This window comes from Candidatus Woesearchaeota archaeon, assembly GCA_016214075.1.
In the GTDB taxonomy this organism is placed as follows: Archaea; Nanobdellota; Nanobdellia; order Woesearchaeales; family DSVV01; genus JACRPI01.
This window is the reverse complement of the sequence record JACRPI010000020.1, coordinates 1-23,351: the sequence shown is the minus strand read 5'-3', so window position 1 is coordinate 23,351 and position 23,351 is coordinate 1. Positions and strand designations below refer to the sequence as shown.

26 protein-coding genes are annotated in these 23,351 nt (G+C 40.0%); 9 read left to right on the top strand and 17 right to left on the bottom strand.

Annotated elements, in window-relative coordinates:
* Positions 1-18 precede the first annotated feature (18 nt).
* The 14 genes from HZC31_03950 to HZC31_03885 all read right to left on the bottom strand — a co-directional run bounded on the left by HZC31_03950 (position 19) and on the right by HZC31_03885 (position 13,028).
* On the bottom strand, positions 19-669 hold the full coding sequence (locus HZC31_03950; GenBank protein MBI5002513.1) for a hypothetical protein: 651 nt from the start codon (positions 667-669) through the stop codon (positions 19-21).
* Entirely contained in the window at positions 666-1,637 is a 972-nt protein-coding gene (locus HZC31_03945) for a hypothetical protein (protein MBI5002512.1), read from the bottom strand. The genes HZC31_03950 and HZC31_03945 overlap by 4 nt, the downstream gene beginning before the upstream one ends.
* Positions 1,634-2,620 carry a hypothetical protein gene (locus HZC31_03940; GenBank protein MBI5002511.1) on the bottom strand — a complete coding sequence of 329 codons (987 nt, stop codon included), beginning with the start codon at positions 2,618-2,620 and terminating at the stop codon, positions 1,634-1,636. The genes HZC31_03945 and HZC31_03940 overlap by 4 nt, the downstream gene beginning before the upstream one ends.
* Positions 2,617-3,408 (bottom strand): hypothetical protein, encoded by a 792-nt coding sequence (locus HZC31_03935; protein MBI5002510.1) that lies wholly within the window; start codon positions 3,406-3,408, stop codon positions 2,617-2,619. Before HZC31_03935 ends, HZC31_03940 begins: the two co-directional genes overlap by 4 nt.
* A gap of 16 nt (positions 3,409-3,424) precedes the next feature.
* Entirely contained in the window at positions 3,425-5,089 is a 1,665-nt protein-coding gene (locus HZC31_03930; GenBank protein MBI5002509.1) for a hypothetical protein, read from the bottom strand.
* Between the two features lie 4 nt (positions 5,090-5,093).
* Complete coding sequence (locus tag HZC31_03925; GenBank protein MBI5002508.1) at positions 5,094-5,906, bottom strand: hypothetical protein; 813 nt, start codon at positions 5,904-5,906, stop codon at positions 5,094-5,096.
* A gap of 8 nt (positions 5,907-5,914) precedes the next feature.
* Positions 5,915-7,651 (bottom strand): hypothetical protein, encoded by a 1,737-nt coding sequence (locus tag HZC31_03920; GenBank protein ID MBI5002507.1) that lies wholly within the window; start codon positions 7,649-7,651, stop codon positions 5,915-5,917.
* Positions 7,652-7,656: 5 nt separating this feature from the next.
* Complete coding sequence (locus HZC31_03915; GenBank protein ID MBI5002506.1) at positions 7,657-8,517, bottom strand: hypothetical protein; 861 nt, start codon at positions 8,515-8,517, stop codon at positions 7,657-7,659.
* A gap of 6 nt (positions 8,518-8,523) precedes the next feature.
* A complete protein-coding gene (locus tag HZC31_03910; protein ID MBI5002505.1) occupies positions 8,524-9,294 on the bottom strand; it encodes a hypothetical protein in 771 nt (256 codons plus the stop codon).
* A gap of 6 nt (positions 9,295-9,300) precedes the next feature.
* Positions 9,301-9,981, bottom strand: coding sequence for a hypothetical protein (locus HZC31_03905; protein ID MBI5002504.1), 681 nt, complete (start codon positions 9,979-9,981; stop codon positions 9,301-9,303).
* A gap of 12 nt (positions 9,982-9,993) precedes the next feature.
* The gene (locus HZC31_03900) at positions 9,994-10,749 is read right to left on the bottom strand and encodes a hypothetical protein (protein MBI5002503.1); all 756 of its coding nucleotides are present in this window, start codon (positions 10,747-10,749) and stop codon (positions 9,994-9,996) included.
* A gap of 27 nt (positions 10,750-10,776) precedes the next feature.
* The gene (locus HZC31_03895) at positions 10,777-11,457 is read right to left on the bottom strand and encodes a hypothetical protein (GenBank protein MBI5002502.1); all 681 of its coding nucleotides are present in this window, start codon (positions 11,455-11,457) and stop codon (positions 10,777-10,779) included.
* A gap of 316 nt (positions 11,458-11,773) precedes the next feature.
* Positions 11,774-12,439 (bottom strand): MBL fold metallo-hydrolase, encoded by a 666-nt coding sequence (locus HZC31_03890; protein MBI5002501.1) that lies wholly within the window; start codon positions 12,437-12,439, stop codon positions 11,774-11,776.
* The gene (locus tag HZC31_03885) at positions 12,420-13,028 is read right to left on the bottom strand and encodes a hypothetical protein (protein MBI5002500.1); all 609 of its coding nucleotides are present in this window, start codon (positions 13,026-13,028) and stop codon (positions 12,420-12,422) included. Before HZC31_03885 ends, HZC31_03890 begins: the two co-directional genes overlap by 20 nt.
* A 51-nt stretch (positions 13,029-13,079) precedes the next feature.
* On the opposite strand from HZC31_03885, the gene HZC31_03880 reads away from it, so the two are divergent.
* From HZC31_03880 to HZC31_03865, 4 genes are all read left to right on the top strand, one after another.
* Entirely contained in the window at positions 13,080-13,679 is a 600-nt protein-coding gene (locus tag HZC31_03880) for a hypothetical protein (protein ID MBI5002499.1), read from the top strand.
* Positions 13,680-13,777: 98 nt separating this feature from the next.
* Positions 13,778-14,386 (top strand): hypothetical protein, encoded by a 609-nt coding sequence (locus HZC31_03875; protein MBI5002498.1) that lies wholly within the window; start codon positions 13,778-13,780, stop codon positions 14,384-14,386.
* Between the two features lie 6 nt (positions 14,387-14,392).
* On the top strand, positions 14,393-15,022 hold the full coding sequence (locus HZC31_03870) for a hypothetical protein (GenBank protein MBI5002497.1): 630 nt from the start codon (positions 14,393-14,395) through the stop codon (positions 15,020-15,022).
* Between the two features lie 47 nt (positions 15,023-15,069).
* Positions 15,070-15,762, top strand: a complete 693-nt coding sequence (locus tag HZC31_03865; GenBank protein MBI5002496.1) for a hypothetical protein — start codon at positions 15,070-15,072, stop codon at positions 15,760-15,762.
* Positions 15,763-15,784: 22 nt separating this feature from the next.
* Here HZC31_03865 and HZC31_03860 read toward each other — a convergent pair whose 3' ends face one another.
* Positions 15,785-16,618: a hypothetical protein gene (locus HZC31_03860; protein ID MBI5002495.1), complete on the bottom strand. Its 834-nt coding sequence runs from the start codon at positions 16,616-16,618 to the stop codon at positions 15,785-15,787.
* A 4-nt stretch (positions 16,619-16,622) separates the two neighbouring features.
* Positions 16,623-17,129: a hypothetical protein gene (locus HZC31_03855; protein MBI5002494.1), complete on the bottom strand. Its 507-nt coding sequence runs from the start codon at positions 17,127-17,129 to the stop codon at positions 16,623-16,625.
* Positions 17,130-17,211: 82 nt separating this feature from the next.
* Between HZC31_03855 and HZC31_03850 the strand changes: the two genes are divergently transcribed.
* The 5 genes from HZC31_03850 to HZC31_03830 all read left to right on the top strand — a co-directional run bounded on the left by HZC31_03850 (position 17,212) and on the right by HZC31_03830 (position 22,757).
* The gene (locus HZC31_03850) at positions 17,212-17,418 is read left to right on the top strand and encodes a hypothetical protein (GenBank protein ID MBI5002493.1); all 207 of its coding nucleotides are present in this window, start codon (positions 17,212-17,214) and stop codon (positions 17,416-17,418) included.
* Complete coding sequence (locus tag HZC31_03845) at positions 17,405-17,773, top strand: PIN domain-containing protein (GenBank protein MBI5002492.1); 369 nt, start codon at positions 17,405-17,407, stop codon at positions 17,771-17,773. Before HZC31_03850 ends, HZC31_03845 begins: the two co-directional genes overlap by 14 nt.
* 169 nt (positions 17,774-17,942) lie before the next feature.
* Complete coding sequence (locus tag HZC31_03840) at positions 17,943-18,188, top strand: hypothetical protein (protein ID MBI5002491.1); 246 nt, start codon at positions 17,943-17,945, stop codon at positions 18,186-18,188.
* A gap of 66 nt (positions 18,189-18,254) precedes the next feature.
* Positions 18,255-20,543, top strand: coding sequence for a type II/IV secretion system ATPase subunit (locus HZC31_03835; protein MBI5002490.1), 2,289 nt, complete (start codon positions 18,255-18,257; stop codon positions 20,541-20,543).
* Between the two features lie 18 nt (positions 20,544-20,561).
* Positions 20,562-22,757 carry a hypothetical protein gene (locus HZC31_03830; protein MBI5002489.1) on the top strand — a complete coding sequence of 732 codons (2,196 nt, stop codon included), beginning with the start codon at positions 20,562-20,564 and terminating at the stop codon, positions 22,755-22,757.
* A 64-nt stretch (positions 22,758-22,821) separates the two neighbouring features.
* Here the strand turns inward: HZC31_03830 and HZC31_03825 are convergent, their stop codons facing one another.
* Complete coding sequence (locus tag HZC31_03825; protein MBI5002488.1) at positions 22,822-23,166, bottom strand: hypothetical protein; 345 nt, start codon at positions 23,164-23,166, stop codon at positions 22,822-22,824.
* Positions 23,167-23,351: the final 185 nt, after the last annotated feature.

Genomic DNA, 23,351 nt, shown 5'->3' with positions numbered 1-23,351 from the left:
TAAAAGTAATGGAACAGATCACAAAGTTTTTGCGCCGCGAGAAGCGCCATCACTGCCATAGAGTATACCTAATCGAACAACGTATCTTTTGTATCCAACACGAGCAGCGGGACAAAGAGTGCCAACGCGCGGAATGTAAACCTGCACTCGCCGTGAATCATTTTTATCGCGTAAATTTTTTGGTAAAGAAGCGCATGAGCGCCCAGTAACCGCGAGAGCAAAAGAATCAGAGAAATGAGAGAGATCGACATATTGCGCGACAGGAAGAGAAGTAATATCAAAGTCTTGTTTGCGAGAATAGGTAAATTTCTGCGTGTTGTATTGACGTTTCTTTGGATCCCAGACAAGACCTTCAGGATCAAAATAAAGAGTTAATGTACGTGAAGGATGCCAGAGGAAGTGTTTTTTTTCTTCAACACCTATCGCTATGTTCAACCATTCAGCAGGAGAGGTAAGCATCTGAGCGCAAAAGAGATGTTGATGAGGAGCCAATTTCATTTCTAAGCCATCGATAATAAATTGAAATGCTTCGACAGGATAAAGGTGTCGAGTAAATCCAGCTTGCCGCAATCGTGCAAGGCTTTGATCATAAGGAAGAAGTTTTGTCTCTCCATTCTCTTGATATGTTCGATCTTCTAATGAAAGATTATTGTACGTAATTGCGCTCATTGTGTCTCACTATTTCCTTGTTTCTTTGCGCATGGAACATATCCAACAGGCAAAGAAGTTTTCTGAGTAATTGGAACAAGAAATCCTTCGCCATCAACAGTTGCTGCATAGGAAAAAGCGGTCATATTCTTGTTTCTGTCTATCGCGACAAACGTAACATCTTCAGCAGTGCCATATCGCAAAGGAGGAGAAGTAAAAACAGCAGTGGTAAAATACTCTTCTGTTTTTGTGATGGCAAGATTATATTCCTCCTCATTTTTTGTAAAAACAAGGCACGCGCGCATCGCTGGAGCGAAATCATCAGTCACTGTCCAATACCACTCCCTTTCTCGCGCTGTTTCTAAGGCAAGAGAAGATGGCGCGGCAGAAGTTTCCAATGGAATTGGTTTGTCAGAAATATAGCCAAACGATTCTTCATCAATAATCGCGTCAACTGTATAATATGTTTTTTTTGCGAGCAACCCTTTTCCATCTTGCATAAAATAAATTTCTAAAGTATCCTTTCTGCTTGCAGTGCCAGGAGGAAGATAAAAGCAAAGCGGCTGTTGTCCAGAAGAAGTATCAAGCACGTATTTGTTTGCCTCTTCGTAGGAAGAACCGAGAGCAATCGAAACATCTCCAAGAAGATCTTTATCCGCTTCTGAATGCATGAACGCGTTCACTGCCTTTGGATCAATGAGAGGAGTTGGTTTTTTTGTTTTAGGGTCAGTAGTGTTTGGCATAAAACAAAGTTCATACGTTTGCCAGTGGCCAGTCGCGCCAATGCTTGCCACTTGACGATCCTGCAATGTTTTGATAGCGATGCTTTCTGGATCAGCAGGATTCATTTTTTCCATGTCATAAACATCGGCAATAGCCATACCGCTTGTACGAACAAGCATTTTTGGTTCCAGCCAATTTCCATTTTCAACAAATGGTTTTGGTTTTGCTGCGTGCGCAGTATAAAGGAGTGCAAGAATGCTGATCATTTGTTTTTCCCCCGTTTCTTTTTCTTAGTTTCTTCTGTTTGTTTTTCCCAAGTTTCGCATGCAGGCAAGTCAGAAGGAACTTCGACATGTTTAAGTGTGGTTTTGCCTGGAGAATAAACAAAAGCAGAAACTATCGATTCAAGATTGTCATCAGCGTATGACAGAACAAGAAGAGCGGGTTTAGAATCTGAATGTAATGGTCTAAAATAAGCAGCACTAGGAGAAAGATGCTGCTGGGAAATAGGTCTATCAAAAGGAGGACGCCCTTGTGCTGGAGAGAGATAATAGCCATCGCCAACTGTTTGTTCTGTCATAAAATATTCACACACAGTAAGGTCTGAAGGAGGAAGAGCGTGAGGCACGGTAATTTCCCATACTGGAAAATATTCTTCAAACGCCTGTTTGTTTGTTCTTGTAACAGTGTATGGAAGTTGTTTTTTTGTGGAAAATTCTCTGCCTATATCCTTTTGCGAAGAGGTAATAATGCGAGATACTTCTCCATCAATAGTGACAGAGCCAGTATAATATCTCATGCGCTCAGAATCATAATAAATAAGAATGTCAGTACGCGTTTTAACATCAGATATAGGATAATAATGATCCCTTTGCGAAACAAGATAAATATCAAAAGCACCATCATCATTCTCAGTACCCCTTGGAAGAAGATAACACAAAAGATCAGATTCTGAAGAAGGAAACGTATCAAGTCGAACAAGCTCAGAACCAAAAGTAATAACATTAAATGGAGAATCCAGAAAGGCGGCATCATAATAAAAAGGATCATTAGAAGCACGACGATAACAAATCTTATAAGCAGTGGTGTCATTTTGAAGCTCTGCTTTTCGCTCAAGAACAGCAATACCACGTTCCGCGCGGTATTCCGCGATCATAACTTCTCCTTCATGAAGAATAATTTTTTCAGGCTCTAGCCATTCACCTGCGTACGCGGGTGCCAATAATGATGCTGTTAAAGGCGATATCATTTGCTCCCCCGCCGATTCATTTTCTCAAATCCCTTTTCACGAAAAGCTTCTTCCGGTGTTTGAGAAGTCATTTTGGTAGGATCACCAAGAATGATGCCATCAGAAACATGATACAGCAAAGAAGAATTGTCATTTCTATCCTTCGCGTAAACGCCAGTAACAGAAAGAGTTGAATTATCTGGAAGAAGAAAAACAGCGCCAACAGTGTTTTCGACATAAGGTTCAAGTTCAACAGAGTAATATTTCATCATTGGATGATCATACACAAGAGCGAACGCGGTCATGCCCAACGCGTTGTCATCCTCAAAAGAGACAAGAGTACCATCCATCATAATTTCAGGACGCTGCGGCGCGACAACGCTTTCTAAAACAAAAGGGTGTTCTGAAAGATACCCATCCAGAACATGCACTTTTTTTTGTTGCAGAGGCACTCCATTTGCGTACGTTCCCGCAAGAGTAAGCGTTGTTGTTGTTTCAAGAACAGGAAGAGCGTAGCAGACAGAATCACGAGATTGTGAAAGAGCAGTAAGAGGTTCCGCAAAGCCAGAATCATCAAGAACATACGCTTCAATTCCTTCTGAATTTTTTGTGTTATAACAAAGAGATTGCGCGGGTTCAAAGTCCATGGAAACAGAAACCTCAGTACCAAGAGCGTATGTTTTTATCTGGGTGATATGCTCAACAAACGCGGCAGGTTTTTCTGGTTTTGTTATTTCCCAGCTGTCTGCGTGCTGGATCGCGGGCGTAATAAAGCCAACTGCTCCTATTGAAAGTATTCTTGTTTTCATTTGTTTTCACCCTTATTTATTTAACTATTTCAACAAGTTTCTTGCCTGTTGGATCCACTGTGACTGATTTATTATTATTTCTATCTAATGCGTAATAACCAATAATTTGAGAGGTAATGTCAGAAGGAATAGAAAAAAGTGCACCTTGTGCGGTACCGCGTGTGATATCTAATGGAATATATTCAATAGTTTCATTGCCTGGATGTTTGACAAGAGCAAAAGCTTGCATGCCAATGGCATTGTCATCGGTAACTTCTAAACCAGATGGTGTAAGCGTAACTTTTGGCGCTTGTGTGCTATCCATAACAAACGGAGTAGAAGATTCAATACCATCAAGCCGATAAATTTCTCGATCTAAGCTAATAGGATAAATAGTTCCAGCCTCTGAAATAGCAAATTTTACAGGAGGAATAATAGATCCTGAAGAATCCTGACCATGAACCACAAAAGTTGGGGGGTCAAAGCGCAGGACATCTGCTGGAAGAGGAAAGCAATCACAATGTTCATAATTCCTATCTTCATAACGAATAAGAGGAAGAGTTGTAGAACCATGAACAATGGAGACGCTGGCAATTGAAGGATACGGACCATCATAGCAAATATCACCAGGAGAAACTGAAACAAAATCAAATTGTTCTGTTTTCTTGTTGTATGCAGGAAGAGAACCAGTTGATGTCTGATAGATCCCCCATAACCCTCGATAGTACTGCGAAGGGCACTGTTCAGCGGATGAAGAAAGTGTTATAGGAGCAGAAACATAATCCAATGAATCATCAACAACAGGCGTTGTTGTGTTAGCGACCTGCTCTCCTACCTTCTTTTTTTGTTGCGTATTTTCAGAAATAAATGTCTGTATTTCACCTAACTCTTGTTCTGAGAGCGCGGTAATAATCTCTTGATGAGGTATCCAATGGTTAGAAAGAAGCCCAATCAGTGCAGGACATGCGAGAGAAGTTGTATAGCCATCCCTTCCTATTGCTTCGCAAAATATATAAGTGTCCATGATATAACAATCAAGTGTAGCATCCCATGCATATCTATAATAGTCTTTATCATCAAAACGAATTTCCTTTTGTGTCATGTTTCCAACTCGACTATCAACCTCGCTAATTTTAGGTAAACCATTGATATCACTAAAAGTGGAGATTGCCTCTTTCACAGATTTACAAAACAATGTATTTGATCCCACCTGTGGTGCGGTAAGATAAACCATTTTTTCATCTTTATACATACACTCCGGCGCTGCTTGACGATTTCCTGTGCAGATGATTTCCTGTCCTGTTTTTATCCCCAAATACTGACTTTCTGACCCATCATTAGTATTTTGTGTTGGTGTAACAGCGTCAGAACAAGTATTTTTTGCGTCGGAGGGAATATAGGCAGCACGAATGCCATGAATGCCATCTTCAGAAACCACATGGCTTCCGATAATCAGATGATGATAGCAGACTGCGGTTTCCAATTCAGCATCAAGAACAGCGATAAAATCCAATGATTGCTTCCTCCATAATTTTTTTTGTTGAAGAGCGGCAGCATTTGCTTCTTCCACAAATGGCGCGATGCGTCGTGTCGCGTCATCGCATGCCACGCTTTCTCCTTGTTCGCATGCTTGTTGATACGCAGGAACAATCTTTTTTTCAAGTGTTGCGCACGAGGTAAGTTCAAAAAGAGGAATCATCATGTTTTCACCGTTTACCTGAACTATTACAAATATAATATTTATTTGGACGTATAGCGCGAGAAGAAGCAGAGGATTCAGATGAATGGATACCACAAGATACCGCATAGTCACTATGCAAAGTAACAGGCCAAAGATGTCCGTCATCGGGAGGAATAACAATTCTAAAATTGTCGAATGCAAAGGTATCTCTTATATCAGAGAATAATTCTTCATTTGGACGAGAAGGATAACGACCAGACAAATAAAATGCTAATTCAGGAAGCTCAAAAGAGCGGTATTCTCTCTTATGATGTGGAATACCAAACACATCCTTACTCTCAGGAAGGTCAAATGTTCGAGAATGAAGATAATGTATACTAGATTCGTCTACTCTTCTTGGAGAAACATAGACTGTAAGAGTGTTAGCGCGTGGAGCAACCTGAAATGCAATGTCAGTCCATTCCGTAATATGGTGGTCGAAGATGTCATTCCACAATTCCGGAATAGTTGCTTGTCTTGCATCAAAATATAGACGAGGTAACCCTCTTTCTAAATAATGGTATAATTGAGCGATTTCCCAAGGATATGGGGCGCGCCATCCTTCTCCTAATGCACGCATTCGCGCAAGATGCTGATCAAAAGATATAGATTGCCTTGGAGGAGAAAACGGAAATCTCTGCCGATAGGACTCTATATTTAATATACGTTCAATAGTCAATGGCGTTTGGTTTTCTACAATTTCCCAATCCATCCCCAGACAAGTTCTTGTCTCAACGATACTATTATATCTATTGCTAAAACTAGTATTCCCATACTTCTTACTTCCATGAGGAACCATTTTTCCTTTTACCTTTCCTCGCAGAATTTTTCTGCGGTTTTTTTATTCAGTGCTTCGCCGCTGAATTCTTTTCCAAGAGATTGTGATGAAAATGTCTGGACAGATGCTGATCCGTTCTCATACGCTGTCCATGTTGTTCCATTATGGCAAGCAGCATGTTTTAGCTGATACTCTCCTTTCGTAAAAGAAGCGTACTGTCCATTATCCATTGTTTCAACCGCAAATGGCTGATGTTGCCATTGGTTCCAAACAAAAGAAGCAACACCCCAAAGTGCGGGAGCATTATCTTTTTCCATAACGCATTCTAATTTGTATCCTAAAAGGTCACGTTGAAATACTGCGAAAGAAGCATTGTCCGCAGCAATACTTTCAGGGCAAATAATCCGATACGGATTTTGTTGCGCGGCGGTGTGCTCAGTCATCATCTTTGTGGACATTGGATAGCTGACACCAAAACTAGCGGTCGCTGGAATATGATCCAATTGTTGATCACCAAGAGTGATCTTCACCATACTTTTTCCTGACGCGGTGAGCTCGCTCATAAAAAGAATGACAAGAATATTTAACTGCTCTCGGATGACATCAGTTTGCTGTTCTGTATAACCGACAAGCGTCACAGCGGTGCTGAAATATTTTGTCTTTGCGTCAAACGCATAAGTATAAAAAATATTTTCTTGCGCGAAAGGAGTGAGAATGGATTCAATATTTTCAACGCCAGGAAATGTTGGTTTGTCTCGATACGGAATGTCCGCGGATTGCCCGGCAAATACAAGCACTTGAGAAGTTAAGAAATATCCTGGCTGATCTTCCTGAACAACAGGTATTTTTCGCTGCGCAACTTGTTGTGTCTCCTGCTGTTCATTATTTTCGCGAACAAGAGTACGCATTTTTTGAAGCTCTGTTTCTGAAAGCGCGGTAACAATTTCTTTGTGAGGAATCCAGTCATCAGAAAATAATCCAAGCAAAGCGGGACAGTCGAGAGAGTTTGTAGAGAGCGTGTGTCTATAGTGTTCTGTTTTGGCTTCTGCTGCGCAAAACATTTCTCCTGTAGTCAGAGCATCGCAAAGAAGAGTATAATGCCAGGAAGAAGAAGCAAAACGCAATTCTGTGGTTGTTATTTTTCCTGTTTTATTCTGCCAGTGATAAGTGTATTCAATATCCGCGAAAGAAAAGACAAAATCTTCTTCAATTGAAGAACAGAAAGAAGGGGAAGAGGTGAAATTACTTCGATCAAGAAAAAAAGAAACATCTTTATCTTTATACTGACAATCTGGAATCGCCTGCCGTTCTCCAGTGCATTGAATTTTTCTTCCTGTTTTCGCGCCAATGAAGGAACTTTTTGTGCCATTGTCGTTGTAATCTATTGGTTTAACATTATCTGAGCAAAGAGCTTCGACATTCTGAGGAAAATGCGCATTACTTATTCCTCCTGTAGAATAATCAGCAGTGTTCGTATAATAATCCCGAGTATTGGTAACAGCTCGAGAACCAATCATTGAATCATGATAGCAGGAAGCGGTTTCCAATTCAGCGTGAAGAACAGCAATAAAATCCAATGTTTGCTTCTGCCATAACTTTTTTTGCTGAAGAGCGGCGTTATCAGCTTCGTCAACATATTTTGCGACACGAATGGTCGCGTCATCGCACGCCACACTTTCTTCTTGTTCACATGCGTGTTGGTACGCGGGAACAATTCTTTTTTCAAGAGTAGCGCACGAGGTAAGTCCAAGAAGAGCGGTGATCATTTGTTTCACCTATTAGTCTTCGATGCCTGCCCCACTTTTTCACAAGCTTGAGCCTTTCTCTCTGGAGAAGGGGTATAAATAGCAGAACTGTTCTTATCTCTATCAAGAGCATAAAATCCAGTCATAGTGCAGACAATATCATTTGTGACACGGAATGAAACGATCTCATTATTATCATAAGGCAAGGAAGAAAGATGAATAAGCTGTTGCTCACCTGAAGCAGAAACAAGGGCATATCCTTCTATTCCTATAACATTGTCATCCTGAAATTGCAGAGTGTTATCAAGCCAAAAACCCAAACTGCGAGGAGCTTTTTCGGTATCTAACAAAAAGGGACTTTTAGAAATATATCCATCAAGTGTGTAATAAGTTTCCGAAAAGCCGGTGTCAAAACCATGAACGTCCCGCTCAGCACGAGCAAACCGCTCATCATAAATAATAAAAGAAGGCTGTTCAAGAAAATAGGCAGGAATATCGTATGCAGGCACACCAGTATTACAATTATTATAAGAAGAGATCGGTAACACGACAGGATCATGTTTATCATCTTTGACATAGAGGATTGGTAGGCGCCAAACAGCTATTAGAGAGCCTCCATGAGTTACTTTTACCGCATCTTGAACAAAAGGACGCTGATAGTAATCAACAAAACAGAATGGTGTCATATCTAAAAGAGGATCGTTGTAGCCAAATTCTCGAAAATACTCAAGAGCTTTTGCATCTACTTCAGTAGAACTTGGAATAATAGCAACATCTTCAGAACTGTGTTTGACTTGCTCAACATAATCATGCATCTCTTTATGAGCAGTACAGCCAACACCAGTTGCGCACAACAGTCCGACTAAGCTTAAAGTGTTTGTTTTCATTTTTATTCACCTATCACTATAACTTTTCAATTCACGAACACCACGAGATGCGAATTTCTCATCAAGACCAATGCAATAGCCATCTTTATGACCGGCAGGAAAAATAAGAGAGCGCTCCTGGAGAGAAAGAGGAGCAAATCCATTTTTTTCATCGAGATCTTTATAGTCTGGAGTTGGAAACTGAATATAATCTCGCCCTCCTGGCAACGGACAGGGAAGCTGTTCCGGAAAACAATTATACAAAAACATGCTAAACAGCGGAGTTGCGTCAAAAACAGGAAAATATGAAAACCCTAAACAACTCCCCCGAGAGCCCCCTCTGCGACCATCAGACGTAAAACAATCTTCGACATGAAAACGCATCGATTTGCGATAGGTAATTTGAGATTGAGCGTCTAAAAAAGAAGAATAATGAAGAATAAGAACATCTTTTGGTTTAGAAAGACCAATATCGTACCATTCTCCCATATCATGAGAAAACATATCATGCCATAAGCGCATTTGTTGAGGATTAAGTCTGTTTCGTACTCCATCAATGTATAATCTGTTGACTTCCCAAAGATAAGGTCCACGCCATGATTCACTGCCTGGCAATTTATGTATGGCTGATAATTGAGCAAGTCGTTCATGATGTTCTCTAAAAGTCATTTCCCTTTTTTCTGGGAGTTCGCTTTTATGTTCAAAAGAAACCGCAAAACGTTCCCAAAAAGTCAATTCCCTCTCTCTTGAAGCAAGCAATTCCCACTCAAGACCACCATAAACAACTGTCTCAAACATGTCTATTCACCTACCACTATAACTTTTCAGTTCACGAACACCGCGAGAGGCGAATCTCTCATCAACAGCAATGCAATAGCCATCTTTGCGACCGGCAGGACAGATAGACTTTCTTACGTAGGGAATAATAATTTGTTCTTGACGTATCGCAGAAGGAAGCTGTTCCGGAAGACGATCATACAAAAGCTTGGTAAATAAAGGAGTTGCTTTAGAAATAGGATGAGAATACGATGAATCATGAGACGGAAAACAATCCTCAAGATGAAGAGGCATTGAAGCGCGATACCTAACTGGAGATAGATCGTCTAAATGAGAAGAATAATGAAGAGTAAGAACATCTCGTTCTCGAGAAATACCCAGATCATACCATTCTCCCACGCCATGAGAAAACATATCATGCCATAAGCGCATTTGTTGAGGATTGAGTCTTTTTCTGAGTCCATCAATATGTAATCTGTTTACTTCCCAAATATAAGGCGCGCGCCAGTTCAGATTACCAGGCAATTTATTTATGGCTGGTAATTCAGCAAGTCGTCGATGATGTCTTTCAACAGTCATTTCCCTTTTTTCTGGAAGTTTTGAATCATCGCTAAAAAAAACAGCAATTCTTTCCGAACGAGTAAGTTCTCGCTCTCGCTGAGCAAACAATTCCCATTCTAATCCACCATAAACAACTGTTTCAACCATTTTTATTCACCATTATTCATTTCTTTGATTTTCCTTCTTCGATGAATCTGAGAAAGCGAAAAACATTCCCGACATAGAGATATAAGTTAAAGAGTGATTTCCATTTCTGTCAACAGCATAGTACCTTGAAACACTGCCAACAGGAGAATGAGAAAGCGTGCGGATAACATCGTCTGTTGGGATGAGAAAAGTCGCGGTCGTAGTATTTTCAGTGATTTTTGTCAATTCAACGTGATGAGAGGTGTCTGTTCCAGGTTCATAGATAACACCATACGCTTTCATTCGTAAAGCATTATCATCAGTAAATGAAACAGTATCTCGAGTAATGGCAAGCGCGGAAGGTGCGATTGTGCTTGCCACAATAAACAGTTCTTCAGAGAGCTCTCCATCATAAACATAAGCTGTATTTGTATGCGAAGGTGAAGGCGCGACAGTGCTTTCCAGAGTAAACGGTTCTTCATAGAGCTGTCCACGATAAACATAAAATCTCTTTTTATGCAAAGGTAAAGTATTCCCGTAGGTTCCAGTAAGAGTAATGGTTGCTGTCTCTTCCCGAGGAAAAGCATAACAAACGTTTGTTGAGGAGAGAGAAATGGCTTCAAGAGCAACAGGAGATCCTGTATCAAGAAGCGCGTACGCGGTGATGCCAAGAGGAGTTGTCGTTTCATAACAAAGAGATTGTTCTGCGTCTGAAATTTTCCATTCGTCAGCGTGCGCTGTTGATGGTAATAATAATCCAAGTAATCCCACTATCTTGTTTGTTTTCATTTTCAACTACCTCATACTCATCATTTCCTATGGAGAATTTTCGGCGCGACGTGCGACCATCCCGCGAGCACGCCAGTTGCTGCCGTATAAGGCGATATTAGCACTGACGCCGAACCTACCATCATAGGCGTCAAACCCCAACGCAAGCGTAGTATCTTGCATTGGTTCCTTATTTCTCTGCCACAAATACGCAGGTTTTCCAATAATGTATTGACCAACCGCTTCAATTTTCTGCGTGTCTGCTTCACCAAGAAGTGCTTCTGTTACAGAACCAAAATTTGAATCATTAATATAACCATTTGGACAAACAATTACCGCGCCAATCACTCTTTCTGTTGGATAGCTCGCATCATGAGTAACCTTATCATAACCCCTCGCACTATAGGTAACGCGAGTACTTGTCATCACACCATGTTTTATATCTGAAGCGAACATCTTCCTTACTTTTTCAACGAGTCTGCATTGCTTTGCATCAAGATGATCTTTATTTTCATACAATGAACGAGCAGCTGCAAAGTACAGCGGACCAGAAGGAAGTTCTTTTATTAAGTTTACCGAATCATCTAGTGTATGTGTCACGACCTTTTCTAACAATGCCTTGCGAACATCAACATCATGAGGAACTCCTAAATAAGAAACATTATGGAGAACATACGCGTCTTCACGCTCTTCAATAAAAACTAAAGCATCAATATTTTTTTGTTCCATTTTCACTACCCCCTACGTTTCCGTAGATGGTAGTTTTTAGAACTCATCTGTTCACGGTTGTTATCTCCAACCCGGCTCATTGTTCATGGTTGTTAACATTGAACTCGAAGAGATCAATGTTGCCACAAAGCTTTGCTTTGTAAGCATCTCCAACCCACATCCTACTAAAAGTATGACTAACACAAAGAAAGCAAAATCTCTTTATAAAGTTTACCCCTTTGGAGTGATAGAAGTATACCAAAAAAGAAGAAACACAGAAAATAAACCAATAATAAATAATAACATTTTTTTTGTTTTTTTCATATTTTTCACCTTCTCAACTAAACGTGCTCATCACGTCACTTTTTATTTTATGGACACTAACACCTTCACGAAAAGTAATTGCGTCCTGCACACTTCCTACAACAGAACCATAATGAATAGGGAGCGCTTTTTTTGGTCGAAACGAAAGCACTGCTTCAACAGCTTCAGATGCGGTCATCGTATATGTTCCACCCACTGCCATAAACGCGAGATCAATATCGTGAAGCAAATTCATCTCAGGAATTTTGTCTGTGTCCCCAGAATGATAAATGCGAAGTCCGCCAATCGTCACCACATATCCCACCCAATAATTATCTTTAGGATGAAAAGGCATACCGGGCGCGCGAAATTTATTGACATTATACGCGGGAATAGTTTCAATAGAAATTCCTTTGACAGTAATCTCCTGCCCTGGTTCAACAGGAATAACTTCTTTCACCAAAAACCCTTTGAATTTGCTTAAACAATCTGGAGGGCAAACAAGCGTTGTTGTTTCTTTCATGACTTTTTTGATATCATCAATGCTGCAATGATCGTAGTGATCATGCGTGCATAAAATAATATCTGCGTCAGAAAAGGTCTTGGGAATCTGAAAAGGATCAATGTAGATGATTTTTTCGCCGATTAGTTTAATTGACGCATGGCCAAACCATTTGTATTCAAGAGTGTTCACTGTCATTGTGCTGGATGTTTCCCCGCTTTGTTTCAATATCGTAGATAATGTCTTCTATCTTTTTAAGATTCCATTTGATCGCGTCATATTTTTTACGAAGATCACCATTACCCATATCAAGCGTGAGAAAGAAATCATGAACTCCTGCGACAAAGTCACGAACAATATGCACATCGCCATAATTTTTGCTGATCGTTTTCAAAACAGCGCGTCTTCCCAGTTCACCAGTCAAATCGCTTAACCCCATAAGATAGTCTTCTGGTTCAACGCCTAAACTATCCAAATCAAGAAGCGTGTTGGTGTTCACAAAGTGAAGAAATGTTTTCGCCTCAACATATTCTTGGATCGCGACAGTATACGCCCCAAGAACAGAAAGCGCTGCGTCAAGCACAGCGAGTTTTTTGACTTCTTTCAGCAACTTCTCCGCCGCAACAAGATGTTCTTCAGCTGCTTTAAGATCGTGCCGATGAATGCACGAAATCGCCATTTTGGAAAAACGAAGAATGTCTCTGGATGATTTAATAATGTGTTCGCGCCGCTTTGAATAGTCAGTAAGTTGCTTGCGGATTTTCTCAAAATTTTTCTTGGAGAACATAAGACAATTATCGAAAGGTTTATATATAAAGTTTTCCAAAAACAGACGGATATGGCAACAACATCTGCATTTAGGGAAGTTTTAGAATTCTTTGACAGACTCGGAGTCTATGATGTCATTCTTCCATTTATTCTAGTCTTCACCCTTGTTTTCGCGATCTTTGAACGAACAAAAGTATTGGGAACAGAAGAAGTCAATGGAAAATCCTATCCTAAGAAAAATCTCAACGCGATGAGCGCGTTTGTGATTGCGTTTCTGGTCATTGCGTCATCGCAAGCAGTATCTCTCATTAACAGCGCGCTTCCAAATATTGTGATCCTTCTTTTCCTCGGTGTTTTCTTCCTGTTATTAGTGGGTATTTTTTATTCGGAAAAAGAGGAAGTATTGCTCAGCAGCGGCTGGAAAATGATGTTTATGGTCATTATGTTTGTCGGTATCCTCGCAATTTTCCTGTACGCAATTCCGACAGAATCTGGACAATCATTCCTAACCTGGATCATGGAATTTTTAGTGGATAACTACAGTACAACAGCAGTAAGTTCAATTATCCTTATGGTTGTCGTCCTTGGGTTTATGTTTTACATTATCAGAGAACCAAGTAAAGGCGGGAAAGAAGAGCATGGCAAATCAGAATCGCATGGATCACATTAGTCAGCAGTAAGTATATAAACTAGTAAAGTACAATTATGCAATAAAGAAAGAGGATTTCCCAAAAAAGAGAAAAGAGGTGAATCCATTCTTAAAAAAGAATGGAAAAGATGGCTGCAAATAATTTTGTTGATTTATTCAGAACATTGGAGAGCTATGGATTAACAGACGCGTTGCTTCCGTTCTTGTTGATATTTACTATCCTTTTTGCGATGTTGCAAAAGACAAAGATTCTTGGCGCGGGCAAAAAGAACTTCAACGTTATGGTTGCGTTCATCATTGCCGCGTTAGTCGTCATCCCGCATATTACAGGAAGCTATCCAGGAAGATATGATCTTGTCGAAATCTTAAACAAAGCGCTTCCTGAAGTGTCTATTGTTGTTGTTGCAGTAGTTATGGCACTTCTTCTCCTTGGATTACTTGGCGGCGAAGCAAAATGGATGGGCGGTTCACTCACAGGAGGAATCGCGATTGCCGCGTTCGCGGGAATCATTTACATCTTTGGCGGCGCAGCAGGATGGTGGAACAATATTATGTTCAATTGGTTTGCGCAGGACACCATTACATTGGTCATTGTCATTTTAGTGTTCGCGATTGTGATTTGGTATGTCACGAAAGAAGACACGCCGGCGGATGCGGCTGCGAAAACAAAAGGCTTGCTTGACGAAGTAGGAAAACTCTTTGGAGGCGGTGGCGGCGGCCATCATTAAATTCCCATGGCTACCCCAACATTAAACATTAGTTTTTTACAATATTTTTCTCCTATTTTTATCTTTGTGTTAGTGTTTGTCATGATCTATGGAATTCTTCAGTTCACAAAATTCCTTGGAGAGAATAAAATTCTTCATGCGCTTATCGGTTTTTTTATTGCAGTGATATTCTTATTTTCCACAGAAGCAATAACTGTTGTGCAAGTGATTGCGCCATGGTTTACCGTCTTGTTTATTTTTGTCATTTTCATTCTGATGGCATACAAACTGTTTGGAGCGACAGATGATCAAATCAAAAATGTCATGGCAAATGCAAGCGCGTTGCAATATACAATTCTTGCGTTAGGAATAATAATCCTTTTGTTTGGCTTAGGCGCGGGGTTTGGACAGAAATTGCTTGGATACAGTGCAGATATTTCAGAGGTTCGTGATGCTGCAACAGAAGCAGGCGAAGGAAGTACTGCGACATCAAGTTATCAACAAAATCTCATCGCAACATTATTTAATCCAAAGATATTAGGAATGATTTTGATTCTGGTCATTGCAGCGTTTACTATTCGCGCGATGACGCCAAAGATGCGCGAAGACTGGCCCTATGAAGACAGTGGCGGCGGTCATGGTGGCGGACATCATTAGCTGATTTTAATGAAAATATTTATAAGAACAAATAAACTACTTCTCGTATGGTTAAGTGGAATGTAATAGCGGAACTCTGGAAAAAACGAGAAATTCCTTCTGCAGAGATTTTCAAGTATGAGTACATTGATGATTTCTTACGGCCTGAAGACATAGATCCGCTTATGGAAACAGGAGATCTTCTCCATCGCAAATTATATGAGCGGGGCATTGATGTTGCGCTACTTGCGGTAGGAAGTTCAACATTTTCAGAATATCATTGGGAAGTAAGAGAAAAATTAACAACAGTAGATCGCTTTTTGGGAAAAAGAGGAGAAAGAAGGTATGCTGATATTGATATACGAGTGGTCGTGGAGGGAACGTCTCCGGCGTTAGCGCAATTTAGCAAACATATAGATGATACAAAGAATGAACAAATAATTTATATGACAGTACGAGACGAGACAAGAAACGTTCTTTCTTCTCATGGATATACTGTTAACGATCATTGGACAGTTCAAAAACTGCATGATGATAGAATGAACAGAAAAAGAACGTTGTATGGGAGAGAATTGTACTCATTGACGACAATGCTTCGTTCAAACACTCTTCTTGATGTTATCATAAGAGAGCAACAATTTCCAGTGCAAAAGGAGTTAGAACGTGAACGCCGCTCGTACGGATCCTTAAATTTAACTGACATTGGTATTGTACATAGCCCATTCTCTGTTCTTTATCCATCCCACGCGATGTCTAATTAAAATGAAAAAAGAATAATAGAAACTACTTCTTCCGCATCCCACTTGTAATTCTACTTAACTCACTGACATTTTCAGTCAAAGAAGGCAAGACTTTCTGGAACACTTTATCCATTGCTTTAATTTCAGCGCCAACGTTGGTAAGATTGCGATCATACTCGCTGATTTTACCTAGAACGCCTTTGTGGAGCATATCAAAATTCTTGTTCATGTCATCAAGTTGCTGTTCCATTTTGGTGACGCGAGCTTCGACACGCTCTTTCCAATCAATGATTTTGTTAATGCTGCGCACAATTTCATTCCATTTTTCATCAATGATCGCTTCCGCGAGTTCTTCAATGCGTTGCGTTTCAAAACTTGGGCCATAACTCTGTCCACCTGGAGGAGCAAAATTTTGCTGTTGTGGATACTCCATAGGACCTTGCATCGGTTGCATCGGCATCCCCTGATCTTGAGGCATTCCTTCTGGAGCGCCCATGCCGCCATAGTCTTGCATCATGCCAGTATCTTGAAGCATAGGAACTTGATCACCATAACCCATCGGTTGTCCTTGTTGCATTTGCTGCATTGGTTGTTGCATAGATTGCATCGGCATTTGTTGCGTTGGTTGTTGAGCCATAGGATACCCTCCAGTTTCTTGAGCAGGAAATTCATTATGAGGAACAGCGCTTGCGGGAACTGCTTCAATGCCCCCTTTGATGTCTGCCTGATTTAACGCGTTAAAGATTGCGGGAAGTTCATACCCGTCCCGCTGTAAAATTTGAATCACTTGATTGTTGGATAATCCCTGCGTGCGCATGTCAAGGACTTTATCTGTAGGAACGCTTGATGGTCGAACAACTTGTTGTGGTCCTGCCATAGTTTCATTCTCCATCCTTTGCTTTCACTGATTTCGGAAGACCTTTCTTGCTCTCTACAATGGAGTTAATAAGCTTTTCCACTTCATTGCGCGTCACAAAGTTTAATGGTTCCCACAAATTAATGTATTTCTCAAGAACAATAACATCTTGTCGTTTCGCGGTATCAGAAAGTTCTGAGCCAATAAGATCGAACTTTTGCTTCATTTCATAGAGTTGTTTTTTGAGATCATCGTTGTCAGATTGAGCAGTGCGCAGTTGCGCCTGCATTTTTTTATTTTCCGCAAGCACATTATGTTCAAGAACTTGAATATTTTTCCGCTGATTTGCGTAGCGTTCTTCTAAGATACGAAGTCTTCTGCTCAGTTCGCGGAGTTGATCGGTGGTATCAGACGCAGGAAAAGGATTTGCTGTTGTGTCTGGCTTCGAAGCAAAGAAACCTGATTTCTTTTGTTCAGGAGCAGTATGTTTTCCATACTCCTCATATCCTTCCAGAATGCTTGCTTGTTCCATGAGAACAATAAAGCAAGGGAAGATAATAAAGGTTGCGGTTTGGGGGGGGAAAATATTTAAACTATAGCACTATAGTATAAGTATGACAACAACAATACAAGTAAACGAAGAAACAGTAAATGTATTAAAATTATTACGAGACCAATTCAAAGTTCCATCCTATGACGCGCTTCTGAAGATATTGATAACAAAAGCTGTAAAGCCAAAGAAATCAATGTGGGGAGCAGGTGGAAAATTAAGTATGAAAGAAATACTGAAGGATTTGAGGGATAAGAGTGACAGATATTAAATGTTTGGACTCTTCGGCATGGCTCGCGTATCATTTTGCAACATCATCTGAAATAAAAGAAATAATTGACAAAGAAGGACTCATCATTACTTCTTCCCTATGTCTTTTTGAAATAAAGAAAAGATTGCTGTTGTTAAATAAAGATTGGCAACAATTTCTAAAATTTGTGAAAGAAAGAAGTGGAATTATTGTTCCTGAAATAGAAATTAGCGAGAAAGCAGCGCAACTTGCAGTGGACAAAAAGCTTGGAGCAATGGATGCATTGATTTATGCAACAGCGCAAATCAAGAATGCTGAATTGATAACAGGAGATAATGATTTTAGAGGATTGGAAGGAGTAAGGATTATTGCTTGAGATATATTACATAACTCTGCCCAATCATACCTAAAAAAATAGAATTTCTTTTCAAATATCCTTTTTGCAATAGCTAATTTAGGAAGTTAAGAAAGATATTATAATATATTATCTTATAATAGAAAATTATATAAAGAAAAAAGCAAAAAAGAAGAAAGAAAGAGGCTTTATGAAGAAAATTATCAGTTTCACAGTAGAAGAAGATCTTGTTCAATGGCTGACAACGTATTCTCAATCCCAATCAAAGTATAGAAATAAATCACATCTAGTTGAAGTTGCGCTCCGTAAATTAAAACAAGAAGAAGAGATAGAAACAGGAAACAACACTCAATTAGCAACACAAAGTACACGCACAGGAAAACAGAAAACGCACGCACGAGCAACGTCCACACAACACAAACGCAATCTATTATAAAAAGTAAAATAGTGAAATAAATGAAAAATCATAAAGATAAAATAGAGAAAACAAAGAGACAATAGCATGGGACAACGACCAGAAGAAACAAAAAAAGATTGGGAATATGAAGTATTGGAAGAAGGAGAAGAAAATATCCTCTTCATTTATGTAGAAAGCGCGCCATACATCCCATCCATAGAAGACAACGCATTCATGATGGGGAAGACTGTTGAAATACTGACCCAACTTGATCGAGTAACAAAAATTGTCTTCACGCAGAAAAGAGATTATGAATATGAATTTAATCAAACTGCAATTATAGTCGAGCTTGCGCAATTATACAGAAAGTTTGTGAAAGATAAAGCAATCTTTGGCTACAGCACCGCAAATCTCAGTCCAACAGAAATGAACAGAGTACATAATCAATACGCGACAGTGCAGAGTATTATTTACAGAACATTAAAGAGTGATCCGATTGGAACCTATCTTGAACTCAAGCGACTTGCGAGAAATGAGAAAATAGAACTCGACAAAGCAACAAACCCGCGCGACCAGATGCTTGGGCAGCGCTATCTTGCGCTTCTGAATTACATCACAGGACAAATAGAAAAACTAAAAATTCTGCAACTCGTTATACAGCAGCTTGCAGGCTACCAGATTGGAGACAGAACGCTGTATCGAACCATCTTCAGTCCAACAATAAAGCCAGATTTCATGTTTACTAAACTTATGGCAGATTATCCTGCGAATGGAGAAGAAAAAGACAGCTACACCATTGGAGAAGAAGCAGAAGTAACTGTTTTTACGTATCCTGATTCGATTGAAACAACCTATCATGTAATTCCACCAGAGTTCAAACTCTCTGAAGAAAAGTATGAGCTGCTTGATCTTGCGAGAAAAATAATGGCAGAGCATAAGCCAAGACAAGAAGAGTTTACCGATCCAAAACGAATGCGACAAGTGTTCTTCAATATTGGAAGAGATCTCATGGAAGAGCTTGCGCAGACAAAAGGGATTCGTTTAAAGCAAACAGAGATTGATGCGCTCACCAATATCCTTGTTCGTTACACAGTCGGCTTTGGATTAATCGAAGTGCTCCTTCAAGACGAAAAAATCCAAGATATTTCTGTAAATAGTCCAATGGGAAAACAGCCCATCTATATTGTCCATGGAGATTATAATGAATGTACAACAAATATTATCCCAACGAACGCGGAAGCGGAAAGTTGGGCAACAAAACTGCGAATGATTTCGGGTAGACCACTCGATGAAGCAGATCCAATTCTCGATACGGAGTTAGAGCTCCCAGGAGTTTCCACAAGAGTTTCTGTCATCACAAGACCACTCGATCCAACTGGCCTTGCGTTCTCATTCCGAAGACACAGAGAAAATCCATGGACCCTGCCGTTATTTGTCAAACAAAAGATGATTACTCCTGAAGCTGCAGGATTAATCAGCTTCCTTATCGATGGAACACGAACACTGTTAGTTTGTGGAACAAGAAGCTCAGGAAAAACATCCTTCCTTGGCGCAATTATGGTCGAGATCATGCGAAAGTATAGAATTCTCACTATAGAGGACACCCTCGAATTGCCAGGAAAATCATTGCGCGATCTTGGGTTCAACCTCCAGCAAATTAAAGTCGCGGCTGCGCTCGCGAAAGAATCAACAGAAATGAGCGCCGCGGATGGAATTCGCGCAACACTTCGATTGGGAGATTCCGCGCTGTTTGTCGGTGAAGTACGAAGTAAAGAAGCGATTGCGCTCTATGAAGCAATGCGTGTCGGCGCAGCTGCAAACGTGGTAGCGGGAACAATCCACAGCGACAGTCCGTACGGCGTCTATGACCGTGTCGTCAATGATATTGGCGTTCCAAAAACATCGTTTAAAGCAACAGATGTCATCATCGTCGCGAATCCTATAAAGAGCGCGGATGGCTTGCACAAAAGCAGACGAGTCACGCAGATTACAGAAGTGCGAAAGCAGTGGGAAAACGATCCACTCACAGAGGGCGGATTTATGGATTTAATGAAATATGACGCAAAAACAGACAAGTTGCAAGCGACAGACGCGATCATAAATGGAGAATCAGAAATCTTGAAAACAATTGCGTCAAATATCAAAGAGTTCGCGGGAAATTGGGATGCGGTGCGAGAGAATATTGAACTTCGAACAAAAATAAAGCAAGAAATTGTGGAGTACGCGGCAAAGACAAATGATCAGAATATGCTTGAAGCGCCGTTTGTCATTAAGGCAAATGACAAATTTCACTTGCTTTCCGAGAGCATTAAAGAAGAAGTAGGATATTTAGATTCCAAAAGAATATTATATGACTGGCAACAGTGGATAAAGAAAGAAGCGAAAAGGATATGATAAGCAAGGCAAAAAATCATGACAGACACACTCGAAGAAATTAAAGCAAGATACAAACGCAAGTTGGAAGAAAAGCTTGGCGGTAAAGAAGAGATGGAAAAGAAGATAGAGCTCTCAGAGAAAATAATTTCCAAACAATATGAAACATTCAAAGAAGAACTCCTTCCTGTAAAAATGACCATCTATGAGAAGGCGTGTAACACAGCAGAAAAGATTCTCAAAATTAGTCCAGACAAAAAGAAAATCCCCCTTATCCAAAAAGATATTGATGCGGTGCATCTGCAGATTACACCAACAGGAGTCTACAGCCTTTCAATTCTCGGACCACTCGCGTTAATGTTTATCGGCATTGTGCTGAGCATGTTTATCCCTGCGTTTTTTGGACAAGATCCGTCATTATTCTTCATCATGGGCAGCCTCCTGACAGGAGCAGTGCTTATCTATCCCATGCAGCAAATCCCAATGTATATTGCGAATACCTGGCGCATGGAAGCAAGCAACCAGATGGTGCTCTGCATCTTCTACATTGTCACGTATATGCGACATACCTCAAACTTAGAGCGCGCCATTCAGTTTGCGGCAGATCATCTTTCGGGTCCACTTGCGTTGGATCTAAAAAAAATATTATGGAATGTAGAAACAGGGAAATATCAAAATGTCAAAGACGCGCTAGATGTGTATCTTGATACATGGAAAGAAACAAACTTTGAATTTGTCGAAGCGTTCCATCTGATTGAATCATCTCTCTATGAAGGATCAGAAACAAGACGAGTTTCATTACTGGACAAATCATTAGATGTCATCTTAGAAGAAACATACGAGAAAATGATGCATTATGCGCAAAATCTGAAAGGACCAATTACCACATTACACATGCTTGGAATTATCCTTCCTATTCTCGGCTTAGTTATTCTCCCACTTGTCGTCAGCTTTATGGTAGAAGTATCCTGGATTCACATTGCTGCGCTGTACAATGTTGCGCTTCCAGCAGCGGTTTACATCATGGGAAGAACTATTCTCACCAGCAGACCAACAGGATATGGAGATGTCGATATTTCAGAAGTGCATCCTGAATTACGAAAGCACAAAAATATGATTATCAATTTAGGGAAAAAAGAAATAGAAGTTTCTCCAATGTATCTCAGTGTGTTTATTGGAACAATACTCCTCTTAATAGGAATACTTCCGCTGCTGATGCACTTTGTAGGTGTCCCAGACATTGGGTTTGGAGATGATGATAGCACGACAGATTGCGGCTACAAATATTGTATTTTAGATTATAGAACAAATCCAGAAGGAGAAGCGCGCGGACCATTCAGTTTGTTTGCAGCGATTGTCAGTTTATGCTTTCCGCTTGCAATTGGACTCAGCATTGGTTTGTACTATAAACTTCGCTCACAAAATGTCATCAAAATTCGAGAGGAATCAAAGAAATTAGAGCAAGAGTTTGCGTCAGGATTATTCCAATTGGGGAATAGATTAGGAGATGGTATTCCTGCGGAAATCGCGTTTATGAAAGTCGCAGAAGTTATGGAAGGAACAACAACAGGAAAATTCTTCAGGCAGGTAAGCGACAACATTAACAGGATGGGTATGAGTATTGAACGAGCGCTGTTTGATGAGAAAATAGGCGCTGTGCAGTATTTTCCTTCAAAGATGATTGAAAGTTCAATGAAAGTTTTAGTAGAGTCTGCGAGAAAAGGACCAAAGATCGCGGCGCAGGCAGTCATTAATGTCTCGCAGTATATCAAAGAAATGCATCGCGTGGATGAACGATTGAAAGACTTGCTCGCGGAAGTCATTTCTTCGATGAAATCCCAAATCAGTTTTATGACCCCTGTAATTGCGGGGATTGTCGTTGGTATTACGTCTATGATTTCAAATATTTTAGGAAAACTTGGTCCAATGCTGCAACAACAATCAGTAGGCAGCGCGGGAGCAGGAAGCGCAGGACAATTACCGACGGATTTGTTTGGCATGGGCATTCCGAGTTACTTTTTCCAGGCAATTGTAGGGATTTATGTTGTCCAAATTACGTTTATTTTAACGATTTTAGCGAATGGTATTGAGAATGGCGCGGACAATTTGAATGAGAAATTCCTCATTGGGAAGAATCTGCTGTATTCTACATTGTTGTATGTGGGTATTGCGTTCGTGATTACGTTGATCTTCAACACCGTTGCGGTGATGGTGTTGGAAGGAGTTGTTGGGTAGGGGAAAATAAATTAAAAAAGAACAGAACTCATAAAGGAAGCTATACGTGAGAAGGTACTTAAACTTAATAATTAATGTGAGTTTCCAAATACTTTTCAAAATAATCTATACCTTCTAAACTAGATATCTGCTTTTCACATACATTTGAAAACTTTGCTAACACCCTTCTACTTATTTCAGTTTGATCTTCAAAAACACCCACAGGATGAAACTGAATACTCCACCTTTCAAACATCATGATAGAGATCATTGCATCTCTACATTTATTGTCGTTATTAATTGCAAATATGTATATTGGTTCTTTTTTTGTTTCTATTAGACAATCAATGGGATACTCTTTATTTCTGTCATGAGAGTCATAAGTGTTAAAGTGCAGTTTGATTTTCTTTTTTTTTATTACTTCATTCATTGAAATTTTAAAATCTTCAAAAAAAGTGGAATATACCCTCTCACGTTCTAAGAGCCTATCCCGAAAGGAATAAATAGTAGCTTTCTCATTGAATAGATATTAGGGAATGGGTCACGTGAGAATGAGAAGAGGTGACCCGATGGGATTAGTTGTTAGAGATGATGGTTGGAGAATTCCGGATGAAC